Source organism: Micromonospora sp. LZ34 (assembly GCF_052981855.1).
Genome location: NZ_JBRIQN010000021.1, coordinates 113517 through 126503, shown reverse-complemented (window position 1 = coordinate 126503; position 12987 = coordinate 113517). Strand labels below are relative to the sequence as shown.

At 75.3% G+C, this 12987-nt stretch carries 17 protein-coding genes; 9 read left to right on the top strand and 8 right to left on the bottom strand.

Going from position 1 to position 12987, the window contains the following annotated elements; all coding sequences use genetic code 11:
- Both ACVCAH_RS22220 and ACVCAH_RS22215 read left to right on the top strand, forming a co-directional pair.
- Positions 1–624 (top strand): glycosyltransferase family 9 protein (locus ACVCAH_RS22220; protein WP_447138106.1); only part of this gene is annotated, 624 nt, incomplete at its 5' end.
- A gap of 87 nt (positions 625–711) precedes the next feature.
- On the top strand, positions 712–1563 hold the full coding sequence (locus tag ACVCAH_RS22215; RefSeq protein ID WP_447138110.1) for an alpha/beta hydrolase family protein: 852 nt from the start codon (positions 712–714) through the stop codon (positions 1561–1563).
- 109 nt (positions 1564–1672) lie between these two features.
- Here ACVCAH_RS22215 and ACVCAH_RS22210 read toward each other — a convergent pair whose 3' ends face one another.
- On the bottom strand, positions 1673–1843 hold the full coding sequence (locus tag ACVCAH_RS22210; RefSeq protein ID WP_447138105.1) for a hypothetical protein: 171 nt from the start codon (positions 1841–1843) through the stop codon (positions 1673–1675).
- 228 nt (positions 1844–2071) lie between these two features.
- Here ACVCAH_RS22210 and ACVCAH_RS22205 point away from each other — a divergent pair, with 228 nt between their 5' ends.
- The gene (locus ACVCAH_RS22205) at positions 2072–2698 is read left to right on the top strand and encodes a hypothetical protein (protein ID WP_447138104.1); all 627 of its coding nucleotides are present in this window, start codon (positions 2072–2074) and stop codon (positions 2696–2698) included.
- A gap of 166 nt (positions 2699–2864) precedes the next feature.
- Positions 2865–3227 (top strand): hypothetical protein, encoded by a 363-nt coding sequence (locus ACVCAH_RS22200; protein ID WP_447138103.1) that lies wholly within the window; start codon positions 2865–2867, stop codon positions 3225–3227.
- A 111-nt stretch (positions 3228–3338) separates the two neighbouring features.
- Here the strand turns inward: ACVCAH_RS22200 and ACVCAH_RS22195 are convergent, their stop codons facing one another.
- Positions 3339–3530: a hypothetical protein gene (locus ACVCAH_RS22195; protein ID WP_447138102.1), complete on the bottom strand. Its 192-nt coding sequence runs from the start codon at positions 3528–3530 to the stop codon at positions 3339–3341.
- A 110-nt stretch (positions 3531–3640) separates the two neighbouring features.
- Positions 3641–4552, bottom strand: a complete 912-nt coding sequence (locus ACVCAH_RS22190) for a DUF72 domain-containing protein (protein ID WP_447138101.1) — start codon at positions 4550–4552, stop codon at positions 3641–3643.
- Between the two features lie 116 nt (positions 4553–4668).
- Between ACVCAH_RS22190 and ACVCAH_RS22185 the strand changes: the two genes are divergently transcribed.
- Together ACVCAH_RS22185 and ACVCAH_RS22180 are read left to right on the top strand one after the other, a co-directional pair.
- Positions 4669–5175, top strand: coding sequence for a DinB family protein (locus tag ACVCAH_RS22185; protein WP_447138100.1), 507 nt, complete (start codon positions 4669–4671; stop codon positions 5173–5175).
- A gap of 158 nt (positions 5176–5333) precedes the next feature.
- Positions 5334–6122, top strand: a complete 789-nt coding sequence (locus tag ACVCAH_RS22180; protein ID WP_447138099.1) for a hypothetical protein — start codon at positions 5334–5336, stop codon at positions 6120–6122.
- 51 nt (positions 6123–6173) lie between these two features.
- Here the strand turns inward: ACVCAH_RS22180 and ACVCAH_RS22175 are convergent, their stop codons facing one another.
- The 3 genes from ACVCAH_RS22175 to ACVCAH_RS22165 all read right to left on the bottom strand — a co-directional run bounded on the left by ACVCAH_RS22175 (position 6174) and on the right by ACVCAH_RS22165 (position 9439).
- Positions 6174–8240: an amylo-alpha-1,6-glucosidase gene (locus ACVCAH_RS22175; protein WP_447138098.1), complete on the bottom strand. Its 2067-nt coding sequence runs from the start codon at positions 8238–8240 to the stop codon at positions 6174–6176.
- Positions 8237–8614, bottom strand: coding sequence for an SCP2 sterol-binding domain-containing protein (locus ACVCAH_RS22170; protein ID WP_447138097.1), 378 nt, complete (start codon positions 8612–8614; stop codon positions 8237–8239). Before ACVCAH_RS22170 ends, ACVCAH_RS22175 begins: the two co-directional genes overlap by 4 nt.
- A 315-nt stretch (positions 8615–8929) precedes the next feature.
- The gene (locus tag ACVCAH_RS22165; protein WP_447138096.1) at positions 8930–9439 is read right to left on the bottom strand and encodes a mycothiol transferase; all 510 of its coding nucleotides are present in this window, start codon (positions 9437–9439) and stop codon (positions 8930–8932) included.
- Positions 9440–9518: 79 nt separating this feature from the next.
- Here ACVCAH_RS22165 and ACVCAH_RS22160 point away from each other — a divergent pair, with 79 nt between their 5' ends.
- Positions 9519–10034, top strand: a complete 516-nt coding sequence (locus tag ACVCAH_RS22160; protein ID WP_447138095.1) for a 2'-5' RNA ligase family protein — start codon at positions 9519–9521, stop codon at positions 10032–10034.
- A gap of 42 nt (positions 10035–10076) precedes the next feature.
- Here the strand turns inward: ACVCAH_RS22160 and ACVCAH_RS22155 are convergent, their stop codons facing one another.
- Together ACVCAH_RS22155 and ACVCAH_RS22150 are read right to left on the bottom strand one after the other, a co-directional pair.
- The gene (locus ACVCAH_RS22155; protein WP_447138094.1) at positions 10077–10988 is read right to left on the bottom strand and encodes a siderophore-interacting protein; all 912 of its coding nucleotides are present in this window, start codon (positions 10986–10988) and stop codon (positions 10077–10079) included.
- Positions 10989–11065: 77 nt separating this feature from the next.
- Positions 11066–11416 carry a hypothetical protein gene (locus tag ACVCAH_RS22150; protein ID WP_447138109.1) on the bottom strand — a complete coding sequence of 117 codons (351 nt, stop codon included), beginning with the start codon at positions 11414–11416 and terminating at the stop codon, positions 11066–11068.
- A gap of 236 nt (positions 11417–11652) precedes the next feature.
- Between ACVCAH_RS22150 and ACVCAH_RS22145 the strand changes: the two genes are divergently transcribed.
- Positions 11653–11883 (top strand): hypothetical protein, encoded by a 231-nt coding sequence (locus tag ACVCAH_RS22145; RefSeq protein WP_447138093.1) that lies wholly within the window; start codon positions 11653–11655, stop codon positions 11881–11883.
- A 453-nt stretch (positions 11884–12336) separates the two neighbouring features.
- Complete coding sequence (locus ACVCAH_RS22140) at positions 12337–12951, top strand: acyl-CoA-like ligand-binding transcription factor (RefSeq protein ID WP_447138092.1); 615 nt, start codon at positions 12337–12339, stop codon at positions 12949–12951.
- The last annotated feature ends 36 nt before the right edge of the window (positions 12952–12987 follow it).

Below are 12987 nucleotides of genomic sequence, written 5' to 3'. Positions count from 1 at the left end.
CACGACCACGAACACGAAATCCACCGCTGGTGCCGCCTACTCACCTGGTACGACATCCCCACCGACCCCACCGACCTCGCCCTACGCCGACCCCCGCCGGACGGGGTGCCGACCGGGGTGAGCATCGTGCACCCGGGCGCGAAGGCGGCGCAGCGGCGCTGGCCCCCGCCGCGCTTCGCCCAGGTGGCCCGGGAACTGACCGGGCGGGGGCACCGGGTGGTGGTGACCGGCAGCCCCGGTGAGCGCCGGATCGCCGCGGAGGTGGCCCGGCTGGCCGGGCTGCCCGACGACGCGGTGCTGGCCGGCCGGACAGACCTCGGCGACCTCGCCGCGCTGGTCGCGTACGCCCGACTGGTGGTCAGCGGCGACACCGGGGTGGCGCACCTCGCGACCGGCTACCGCACCCCGTCGGTGGTGCTCTTCGGCCCGGTCTCCCCGGCCCGGTGGGGGCCGCCGCCGGGCCGGCCGTGGCACCGGGTGATCTGGGCGGGGCCGGTCGAGCGGGCGGCGGCAGCGGGCGATGACGCACCGCACCCGGCGCTGGCGGCGCTCGACGTGCCGCAGGTCCTCGCCGCGGTGGACCGGGTGCAGCGGCACCGGCCGGCCCTGGTGTCCACACCGTAGGAGCGTCCGCGAGCCGATGCGACCCGCGCGCCGGTCGTGACCGGCCCACTGGCTACCGGCAGGTAACCTGAGCCGGTGGACGCGACGGTGGAGTACGCGCAGGAGTTCGTCGAGGTCGACGGCGCTCGGCTGGGGGTGCAGGTCTACCCGGAGCCGGCGGGCGTGACCCAGGCGCCTGTGGTGGTGATCTGGCCGGCGATGGGGGTGCGGGCCCGCTACTACCGCCCGTTCGCCGCCGCACTGCGCACCGCCGGCCTGGCGGTGGTGGTGGCCGACCTGCGCGGCACCGGGGAGAGCACGCCCCGGCCCAGCCGCGCCTGCCGGTACGGCTACCCGGAACTGGCCGCTGACGTGGGCGCCGTGCTGGCGGCGCTCAAGCCACGGCTGGACGGCCGGCGGACGGTGCTGCTCGGGCACTCCCTCGGCGGGCAGACCGCCCTGCTGCACCTCGCCGTGCACGGCGCGGACGCCGTCGACGGTCTGGCCCTGGTCGCGGTCGGCATCCCGTACTGGCGGAGCTATCCGGGGCTGCGGCGGTTCGGCGTGCTGCCGTACAGCCAGGGGATCGCCGCGGCGGCCCGGCTGCTCGGCGTCTGGCCGGGTTGGGGCTTCGGCGGGCGGCAGGCGCGCGGGGTGATCCGGGACTGGGCGCACACCGCCCGGACCGGCCGCTTCCCGCAGCTGGACGGGGTGGACGCCGAGGCGGCGGTCCGTGCCGTACGCACCCCGGTGCTCGCGGTCAGCGTGGACGACGACCAGTACACCCCGCACGCGACGATGGACCAGCTCTGCGCGAAGCTCGTCGCCACGCCGGTGGTGCGCGAGCGCTACACCGTGGCCGAGGCCGGCGCCCCGCTCAACCACTTCACCTGGGTCCGCGCCGCCACTCCGCTGGCCGCCCGGGTGGCCGCGTTCGCCGCCGGCCTGCCGGCACGCTGACCCGTCCGCCGGCCTGCCATGGCGCCGCCCGGCGTGCTGACCCGCACGCCGGGGACCGACCCGCCGCCCGGATCGGCGGCGGCGCCGCGGCGCTCCGCGTGTGCGGTGGTCACTCCTCCTGGTCGACCGGCACCATCTTGCCGTCGCGCTCCACCCGGGTCTCGCCGTGCTCGCGCAGCGGCGGGACCTGCGCCGTGGTCTTGCGCGGATCGTTGTCCGGATGCATCAGGACGGCGTCGGTCTTCGCGGTCTTCTCTCGGCTCTCGTCCGGCTGCGACATCCAACTCCCCTTCCTCGGGACCTCCCTGCCGAACTACCCGCCGCCGGCCGCGCGACTCCTCCGCGGCTCGCCCGGCGGCGCGCAAGGTCCGTCGGCGGCCCGGTCGTGCCGGCGACTCCCCGATGTCCGCCCGGCCCCGCTTCCGGGGCGTCCCGCCTGGTGACGCTCGGGATTAGCGGGCCGGGCGGTGGGTATGCCGCAGCGCCCGACACGGTGGAAGGGGATCAGATGTCCGAACGGCACACCGCACTGCGCTCGATGCACGATCTGGGCTTGGCGGCCTGGTTCGGGGGCTCCCTGATGGGAGCGTTCGGCGTCAACGGCGGAGCGGCACAGATCAGTGACTCGACCCAGCGGCTTCCGGTGGCCTCGGCGGGCTGGTCCCGGTGGACCCCGGTCAACGCCGCGGCGATCGGCGCCCATCTCGCCGGCTCGGTCGGCGAACTGGTGACGGAGAGCCCCCGGGTGATGGCTCAGACGGGGGTCGGCCGGGCCAGCACGCTGAAGACCGCGCTGACGGTCAGCGCCCTCGCGGTCACCGGCTACAGCCGGTTGCTCGGTATGAAACTGGAGAAGGCCGGCGGCCCGCCGGTGGACGGGATCACCGAGCCGAACCACCAGACGCCCTCGAACGTCGCGTCCGCGCAGCGTCAGATGAAGGCGCTGCAGTGGGCGGTACCGGCGCTGACCGGCGCGCTGATCGTGGTCACCGCCTACATGGGCGAGCAGCAGAAGCCCGGCGAGGTGTTCCGCGGGATGCTGAACCGGGTCGGAACCCTGGGCTCGCCCGGGGGGATCGGCAAGATGGCGGCGATGAGCGCGTTGGGGAAGCGGGTGACGATGTCCCGCCGCTGAGGCCGGCGACGAGCGCACGGCGTCCCGCCGGCTCCTCCACGGCGGGACGCCGGCCGGCGTGCCCGGACGCGGTCGGGCCCGGCCGACCATCCGGCGCGGCGGGGCATGACCGGGGCCGGGACGGGCAATCCGCGCCGGTAGCGGCGGACCGACCAGCGAGGTGAGCATGACACCAGCAGACGGACGGGGCGGCGACGGGCGGGACACCTCCACCCCGTGGAAGACCACTGACGGGTTCGACGCCGACCCGCCCTGGGGCGCCGGCGAGCACGACCCGATGGACGAGGGCAGCGAGGAGACCGCCGTACCGGAGGGCCGCCGCGGGGAACGCCGCGCGGGCCAGCCGGCCGGGCCGTCCGGCCGGCGCGGCCGGCACGGGTTCGGTCCGGTCGAGCCGACCAGGACGCCCGAGGCGGGGCCGGGCGCGCCGCCGGATCCGGCGCCGGCGCGCCGCCCCTTCCCGGACGACGCGGACATCGGGGAACGGACCGAGGACGCGTTCCGGACGCAGGGCCGGCGCCACTCGTAGCGCCGGCGGCGACCTGGTCCAGTGCCCGCCGCGGCTGACCGGCCGCGGCGGGCCGGCGTGACGACGGCGGACGGACGACGCGCCGTGGCGCGCCGTCCGTCCGCCCCCGCGTCAGGAACCGGTGCCGTCCTCACCGGCGACCGTGGTGGACGGCGGCTCCGCGACCGGTTGCCCGGTGTCGTCCACCAGGCCGGGTGCCATGCTGCCGCCGTGCGCCTCCTGCGCCTCCCGGGTTCGGCGGGCCGCCGCGTCGTCCGGCACCGCGGGCGTCCGGTCGGCGGACCGGTCCTGTTGCTGGCTCATCGTGTGCTATCCCCTCCGTCGGCCTCGCCCCGGCCGGTACCCGGCCGGCCCGCCGGGAAACCCGCCACCGGACCCGGCGCCCCCGATCGGGACGGCGCGGGCGCGGGCGGTCAGCCGGTCGAGGCGGCGCGGACCGCCCGGTCGCCGACCGGTGCGACGTCGAGCAATTCGGCCAGCCGGGCGCCGTCCCGCTGCGCCTGGTCGCCGCAGCAGTTGTTGAACAGCACGTGCAACTCGTCGCTCTGCCCGGCCAGCTCGACCAGCAGCTCCGCCCACCGGCGCAGTTCCTCCTCGCCGTAGGCGTAGCGGAACTTCTCCTGCTTGTCGCCGCCCGGCCAGTCGGTGCTGTGACCGTGGAACCGGACGACCGCGAGGTCGGCCGTGGCGAACAGGATCGGCGGCACCGACGACGGGTGCCCCTGTGGCATGTCGACGCAGACGAAGGTGAGGCCGAGCTCCCGCAGGAAGGTCAGGGTGTCCGGCGCGGCCGGACCGTCGAACCAGGACCCGTGCCGCAGCTCCACGGCCACCCGCCACGGCCGGCACCGCTCGGCCAGTTCGCCGATGCGTCGCCGGGCGGCCGCGCCGCGGGCGAGCCACGGTGGGAACTGCAGCAGCACCGCGCCGAGCCGGTCGGCCGCCGCGAGCGGCTCCAGCGCCGCGTGGAACCGGGCCCACAGCTCGTCGTACGCGGCCGGCGGCAGGTCGCGGCGGCGGATCCGGGCCGGTCCGCCGGTCGGGCGCAGATCCCGGGGCAGCGCGGCGACGGGAGTGGGGTGGCCGGTGAAAAGGCTGAACGCCTTGACGTCGAAGGTGAAGCCGTCCGGCGTCGCGTCCACCCAGCCCTGGGTGGTCTCCGGCACCGGCACCGCGTAGTACGAGGTGTCCACCTCGACCAGCGGGAACCGGCCGGCGTACCAGCCGAGCCGGCCGGCCGGGGTGTTGGCCGTCCGGGGATACCACCCGGAGCGGAGCAGCATCCGGTCCGCCCAGCCCGACGTACCCACCTTAATCACACCCATGTAGTTCAGTGCACCGCCGATCGGGCGGATCGGCAACCGGAGCCGTGCCGGACCGAGGTTGTCGGTGCTCCGGCCTATCCTGAGCCCGCCACGACGTCGGGTGAAGGGTGACACCGATGACCATCTCCGAGCAGGTGACGACCGGCGAGCGGGCCGATCTGCTGCAGACGCTGCGCCGGCACCGCGGGTTCCTCCGGCAGACCGTCGACGGGCTCACCGACGAGCAGGCGGCCCGGCGCACCACGGTCAGCGAGCTCTGCCTGGGTGGGCTGATCAAGCACGTGTCAGGCACCGAGCACCGGTGGATGCGGTTCGCGGTCGGCGGCGCCGAAGCGATGGAGAGCGAGCCGGTGGACTGGGCCGGCCAGTTCCGGATGACCGAGGGCGAGACCCTGTCCGCCCTGCTCGACGACTACGCGCGGGTCGCCGACCGGACGGACGAGCTGATCGCCACACTCGATCTGGACGCCGCGCACCCGCTGCCGCAGGCGCCGTGGTTCGAGCCGGGCGGGAGCTGGTCGGTGCGGCGGGTCCTGCTCCACCTGATCGCCGAGACGTCCCAGCATGCCGGGCACGCCGACATCCTCCGCGAGGCGATCGACGGCGCGAAGACCATGGGCTGACGCCGCGCCCACGACGACCGGGCGCCTCCGCAACGCCCCGTCGCCCGCCCGCGGTGGCTCGGCCGCCGCGGGCGGGACCCGTGGTGCCCTCGGCTTGTCCGACGTCACACGGCATCCGATGTGACAACACGGATGCCGGTGGCGCTGAGGGACACGAGATGAACGCACACCGGATGGACCAGGAGACTGTCGAGCGCCTGCTCGATGGTCCCGTCGTTGACCCGCAGGGCGGCCCCCAGCCGCTGGTTCTGCTCCTGACGGCGGTCCGCGCCGCACCGCGCGCCGGTGAGCTGTCCGGCGAGGGCGCGGCGGTGCACGCGTACCGGCGGGCGCTGGCCGGGGCACCGGTCGACCTGCCGAGCCGGCCCCGGCAGCGGTTCACCCTCACCGCCTTCGGCGTGCGGGCGCTGGTGGCCGGCATCGCCCTCGCCGCCACCGGCGGGGTCGCCGTCGCCGCCGCCACCGGCACCCTGCCGAACCCGTTGCGCGCCCCGGCACCGGCGAGTACGCCACCGGCACCCCTGCCGACCGCCTCCGGCTCGCCCGCCGGAGGGCCCGGCGCCTCGTCGGCGCCCTCACCCGGGGTGGGCGACGACCGCCCCAGCCCGTCCGCCTCGGTGGTCGGCCTGTGCCGGGCCTACCGTGCCGAGGCGACCGACAACCCGGGCCGCGCGCTGGACAATCCGGTCTTCGGCCCCCTGGTCGGCGCGGCGGGCGGCAAGGACCGGGTGGACGGCTACTGCGACCGGGCACTGGCGGACCCGCCGGGTCGGTCCAGGACGCCCAGCACCCCGGCCGACCCGCCCGGCGCCGAGCCGAGCACCCGGCCGACCGAGCGACCCGCGCCACCCTCGCCCGCGGACGGACGGCCCGCCGTGACCGGCGACGACCGCCCAACCTCCGGCGGCCAGGATCGCGGCCTGCCGACGGGGCGCGCCACGAGGTGACCGGGCGGCGCCCCGCCGGGTTGATCGAGGCCGTCGCCGGTCGCGGCGTGATCACCGCAGCCGAGGCCGAACGGCCCTGACCCGGTCCCGCCCGTACGCGTCGGCGCGGCCCCACCGTCCCGGGACGTCCAACAGCTCGATCCGTCCGAAGCCCTTCGGCAGCGCGGGGCTGACCAACAGGTTGTCTTCACACGGCCGCAGACCGAGCATGGTTGCGAGCAGCATCAGCACCGCCCCCGAGGACCATGACTGGGGTCGCCCGGCGCTCGGCAGCTGGACCGGATACTTGGTCTGCTCGCGCGGATAGCCGGCGATCACCTCCGGCACCGCGCCACCGAGGGTCGTCGCCATCTCGAAGATCCCGGCGGTGATCCGGGCGGCCTGCGCGTCGCACCCGTAGCGGCGCAGCCCGGCGGCGACCAGCGCGTTGTCCGACGGCCAGACCGCGCCGACGTGCGAGCCGACCGGGTTGTACGGACGCTGCCCGGCGGCCAGGGTGCGCACTCCCCAGCCGGAGAACATCTCGGGGCCGAGCAGGTGCTCGGCGACCGCCCCGGCGTGCGCGTCGTCGACGATCCCGCTCCACAGCAGGTGGCCGATGTTCGACGAGAGCGCGTCGACCGGCTCGCCGTCGGGCCCCAGCGCCAGCGCGTAGTACCCGCGGTTCGGCAGCCAGAAGTCCCGGTTGAACCGCTGCTTAAGCTGTGCCGCCTGCCGCTCCAGTCGGTCGGCGTACTCCGGATCGCCCCAGAACTCGCGGGCCAGCCGCGCCCCGCGCCGCTTGGCGTCGTAGACGTAGCCCTGCAGCTCGCAGGTCGCCCGGGGCAGTTCGGCCAGCCGGCCGTTCCGGTCGACGATCGCGTCCGGCGAGTTCTTCCAGCACTGGTTCACCGTGCCGGCACGCGGATTGCGGGTCTGGTAACGCAGGTAGCCGTCGCCGGTCAGGTCGCCGTACTCGTCGATCCAGTCGAGCGCCATCCGCGCCGGGTGCCGCAACCGCCGCACCAGTTCCGCGTCACCGGACCAGCGCTCGTACTCGTCGAGCAGGATCACGAAGAGCGGGGTGGTGTCCGCCGCCCCGTAGTAGAGCCCGGTCGGCGCGTCGCCGAACGCGGCGGCCTCGCCGTAGCGCAGCTCGACCAGGATCTTGCCCGGCTCCTCGTCGTGTTCGTCGTCGAGCTGCCCGCCCTGCAGCATCGCGAGCATCCGCAGCATCGCTGGGGTCAGCTCCGGCACGAACGGCAGGGTCTGCAGGCAGGTGATGATGCCGTCCCGCCCGTAGAGCGACATCGCCCACGGCAGGCCGCCGACCGGGATCCGTTCGGTCATGGACAGCGGTTCGTAGCGCAGCGCGGCCAGGTCGGTGAGGCTGCGCTGGTACAGCGCCGGCAGGGTGTCGTGCTCGGCGACCAGGTGCGGTGCCCGGTCCAGCCAGTGCTGGAGTTCGTCGCGCATGCTGCGGCGCACGTGCTGCCGGTGGGTGGTCAGGTCCGCGCGCATGTCGCGTCCGGCCTCACCGCGGAAGGTCATGGCGACGGTCAGGTCGATGTCCCACTGCCCGTTCGGCTCCACCCGGATCCGGAACGTCATCCCGCCCTGGTCCACGTCGACGGGCCTGCTGCTGGAGACGACGGTCTCCCGGCCGAACGCGTCCCGCTCGTACTGCAGCCGCAGCTGGCTGCGGTCCGGGTCGGGGGTGACCATCACGGCGCGGTGTCGCGGATGGCCGGTGTCGGTGATGTCGGCGATGTCGGCGAAGTCGTTGCCGATCTCCATCCGCACGGTCAACTCGGCCGGCTCGGTGCCGTGGTTGAGCACGGTGACCCGCTCGTTGAAGCTGTCGTCCAGGGAGCGGTGCCGGATGACCGAGACATCGGCGTCGACGTAGTGGCTGGCGGCGCCGGGCACCAGGACGAAGCGGGTCTCGAAGTAGGCGATGTCGTCGCGGGAGAGTGCGTGCAGCCGCTCGCCGTCCAAGGTGAGCACCCAGTGGGACAGGAACCGGGTGTCGAAGGAGAAGAGCCCCACCGGGTCGCAGGGGTCGACCTCGAAGTCCCCCTGGGCGTCGCTGATCGCGAACACGTTGCCGGAGAGGACGTGCAGCCGCTCCTGCCTCATCGCCGCCTGCTCCACCGGGCCGCGACCTCCCGGGGGTGTCGCGCCCCCGGCGGCCCCGGAAAGATCCGCCGCAGCAGCATGAAGAGTCGAAGGTCGCCCTGCGCGGTCACCTCGTTGCGGATCAACGCCGTCGCGGGATGGATCTGCCCGGCGGCCAGCCGGTCGAACACCTCCCGGTCGGCGCGGACCACCAGCTCCGCGTCGTCCGAGGAGCGGGACACGTGGACGTGCTGGTCGGCGACGGTGAGGTACCAGTGCTCGGTGTAGCCGTCCTCCCGGGCGTCGAGCCGCACCGTCCCGCCGACCGCGTCGGGCAGGTCCGGCCGGCGGCCCGGGCCCAGCTGCCGCAGGTGCTCCCCCACGGAGGTGGTCATCGGCTCCTCCCCTTCCGCTCGCAGCTCAGGCTCACATCGGCGGGGGTGAGCCGTACTCACCCGGACCGGGTGATTCCAGCCGTGCGGGGTCCGGGCGGCCTGGTTACTCCGGGGACGGCGCGGGAGGCGTGCTGCGGTGGTACGACGGCGAGCGGGCGGAGCGGGTGCTGACGGCGCTGGCCATGCAGCGGCAGTCGTGGGAGCAGGGGGTGGCCGGGCAGGCCGCGCTCGACCTGGGCCTGGACGGGCTCGCGGTGCTGCCGGCCGACGCGGCGGGTGACCCGGGCGGGCGGCGTGCCCTGACCAGCCCGGTGGTCAGCCCTTCCCGAGCAGCCCGCGCACGTAGGCGGCCTGGCCGACGTGCTGCAGGTCGTCGTTCGCCACGCTGACCAGCCGGACGCCGAGGGTCACCGGCGGGTCCCAGGACTCGTCGACCACCCGGTCCAGGTCCGCCGGGCGCAGCTCGGCCAGGAACGTCCGGGTCCGCGCGGCCACCGCCTCGTGGTAGTCCACCAGCGCCTGCGCGCTCTCCGGCCGCACCGCGGCGACCTGTGCCGGGGTGTGTGCGTAGCCGATGTCGTCGGGATCCGGGGCGAGCCAGAAGCGCCCGGCCCAGTCGCCGGAGACCCAGAGCTGCTCCGCGCCGAACGCGTCGGCGACGTGGTGGTCCTGGACCCGGGTCAGGTGCCAGACCAGCCAGCCGACCGGGTTCGCAGCCGGCCCGGGCGCGTGGCGCAGCTGCTCGGGCGAGAGGCCGTCGACCGCCGCGCGCACGAGGGCGGGCAGCCGGTCGTACGTCTCGGTCAGCAGGTCGTTCACGTCCACCGGGCACCTCCTGGATCCGCGGACACCGTCGGGTACCGCCGACGGCGGGCGGTCAAACCCGCGGTCCTAAGGTGATCACGTGGTCGCGGCGCTGGAGCTCTACCTGGACACCGACGCCACCCGGCGGATCCGGGTGCTCTGGGACGCGCTGGAGGCCGAGGGCGTGCAGAGCATGCGCTCGCTGCTGGAACAGCGCCACCGACCGCACGTCTCGCTCGCGGTGGCGCCGCGCTTCGACCCGGACCGGGTGGCGGCCGCGCTCACCGGGACCGTGGTGGCCGCGCCGCTGCGGCTCTCCTTTCAGCACGCCGGGCAGTTCGTCGGCCGGGTGCTCTGGTTGGGGCCGACGCCCACCGCCGACCTGCTCGACCACCACCGCCGGGTGCACGACCGGCTGGCGGCGGCCGGGATCACGCTGGTCGAGCACTACCGGCCGGGCCGCTGGGTGCCGCACTGCACGCTCTCGATGCGGGTGCCGAACGCGCTGATGGCCGCCGCCGTCCGGCGGTGCCTGGAGGTGCTGCCGCTGGAGGCCACCGTCGTCGCCGCGGCACTGACCGACCACGCCCGCGGCATCTCCCATCCACTGCCCTGAGCCGTCGCTCGGCCCGGGCCGTCGCCCGACCGTCGCTCGCGCTCAGGCGGTGTCCGCCCGACCCAGCCGCCAGTACCCCATGAACGCCACCGCGCGGCGGTCGAGTCCCCGCTCGGCGACCAGGTGGCGGCGTAGGGCGCGGATGACGCCCGCCTCGCCGGCCAGCCAGGCGTACAGCGGCACCGGGGCGGCCGGGGTGGGCACCTCCCAGAGGATGTCCCGGTCGACGTCCACGTCGGTGATCGCGTCGTCGGCGGCGGGTGCGGCACCGGTGCCGGCGAGCAGTGCGCCCGCGGCCGCCGTGACGGCCGGGACGAGTCGGGCGCCGTGCCCGTCGGCGCCGCGGGGCAGCCACTCGACCCCGACCCCGGGCGGCGCGGCGACCGGCAGCGCGTCGGCCGGTTCGGGCACCTCGAGCAGCACCCGGCCCCGGGCGTCGGCCGGCAGGCGTTCCAGGATGGCGCAGATCGCCGGCACGGCGGTCTCGTCGCCGGCCAGCAGCAGGTGCCCGGTCGCCGGTGGCCGGAACTCCACCCCGCCGTGGTCACCGTGGTAGCCGGCGTCCGGGCCGAGGATGGCGATCTCGTCTCCGGGCCGGGCCCGGCGGGCCCACCGGGTGGCCGGGCCGCCGTCGCCGTGCAGCACCAGGTCGACGTCGACCTCGCTCACCTCGGGGCGGACGGCCCGGACGGTGTAGGTGCGGATCGGGTTGCGCTTGTGCTCCGGCAGGGCCCGCCACTGCGCGTACCAGTCGGCGCCGCCGGGCAGTCGCACGCCGGTCTCCCCGGGCACCGGCAGCGCCAGCTTGATCCGCTGGTCGTAGCCGTTGTCGGCGAACCGGTCGAGGTCGGGGCCGGTGAAGGTGACCCGCAGGAACGACGGGCTGAGCCGGCGTACCGCGCGGACCTCGACGGTGAAGACGCGCCACGGCGCGACGGGCAGGGCCTGGGTCATGGCGGTTAGGGTAGGCTAACCGAATATCGCGGTGGTCAGCGGCCCCCACCGTTGCACCCGATCGGTGGACGCGGCGGCTACGGCCGGTCCGGCCGCCGGTCGGTCTCGATCACCATCGCCCGGACCTTGCGGAGCGTGGCGTCCGGGGCGAGGATCGCCTCGCGCCAGCGGTCGAGCCGGCCCCGCAGGTCCCAGACGGTCGCCCGCAGCTGCTGCACCTGCTCGCGCGAGTTCGCCAGCTGCGACCGGGCGACCAGCGCCTCCTCCTCCAACTCGGTCATCCGGGTACGCAGCGGCTGCACCAGGGTGAGGGCCGCGTCGGTGAGGGTGTCGGCGGCGTCCGCCTTGAACTTCCCGCGCTGCACGACGACGGTGGCGATGACGGCGAGGCCGCCGGCGCCGCCCAGCACGCCGAGGACGGAGAGCAGGACCTGCAGCCACTGCGGGGCGGCGGGGGTCGGCGCCGGAGTGGTCACGTGCCACCCCCGGCGGGGAGCGGGTCGGCGCTGGTGAGCTGGCTCGCCCGGACCAGCCGCCGGAGGTCGAGCAGGATCTCGACGGAGCGCCACGCCGATCCGACGGCCACCGCCGTGATGAACGACGCGGCGCCCACAGCTGCCGGCCGGAGATCACCGCCAGGGCGACGGCGTACATGCCGGCCAGGGTGCCCAGCACCAGCACCGCCGCCAACTCGATGCCGAGGGCGGTGGAGAGCCGACCCGGCCAGAGCACCCCGAGCAGGCCGGTGAGCCCCACGACGATCAGACCGGACTCCCAGCCGGCCTGGAGCGGGGCGGGCCTGGCCAGCTCCACCGACGGCGGGCGGACGTCGAGCACGATCAGGAGCAGCCCGCAGACCGGGGCGATCGCCAGGACGGCCATCTCGAAGGGTTGATGCCGCGAACGGATTCGGATGCTGGGCACGCCGGCTCCTCCAGCTGATGGCCCACCACCACCCCGGGAGAGCGTGCCGGACGGCGGCGGACCCGCGCCGACCGGCCGGCGGGACGACCCGCCATCCGACTCCCCGGAGGGCCCGCACCAGGTGGAGCCGGGCACCGCACCGACGCTGGCGACCACGAGTGACGACACGCCACCGTTGGCCGGTCGACCATCCAGTCGTACCACTTTCCCGGAACTTCCGTCCACCCGGGATCTGACACATTTCCGCAGGTCAAGCACAGGAGGGCGGGGCTCCGGCGGGCGCGGGGCAAGGCTCCTGCGGCAGCCCGCCGGCCCGGCCCCGTCGGGGGGGCCGGACGGTCGGGCCGGGCAAGGCCGGGTCAGGAGAATCACTTCACCCGATAAAAACTTGCAGGCTCCGCAACTTTCCTCGTAGCGTCTGCGCGTGACCGTTGCCGACCAGGCCGCCCTCGGGCGCCGCGACCGCAAGAAGCGGCTGACCCGCGACGCGCTGACCGCCGCCGCGCTGCGGCTGGTCGCCGAGCACGGGCTGGAGAACGTCACCGTCGAGCAGATCAGCGAGGCGGCGGACGTCTCGTCGCGGACCTTCTTCAACTACTTCCCGTCCAAGGACGAGGCGCTCATCGGCGACCAGACGGTCGACCGCGAGCGGATCCTGAGCCGGCTGGCCGCGGTGCCGCCGCGGGTGCCGGCACTGGAGGCCGTCCGGCTGGCCCTGGCCGAGACGGTCGACACGATGGAGGCCGAACGGGAGCTGTGGCGCCTCCGCCTGGCCGTCATCGCCCGCAACCCGGCGCTGCTGCCCCGGCTGGTGGCCGGGAACGCCGAGGCCGAGCAGGCGATCGTGGCGGCGATCGCCGCGCGCCTCGGCGTCGCGCCCGACCACGGCCATCCGGCGCTGGTCGCCGCCGTGGCCGGCGCCGCGTTCCGCACCGCCCTGCTGCGCTGGGCCGCCGAGGCCGACGCCCGGCCGCTGCGGGACCTGGTCGACGAAGCGTTCGTCGCGGTCGCCGCCGGCCTGCCGGATCCCCGGCCCTGACCCCCCGCACCGCCGCCCCTGACCCCCCCGGCACGA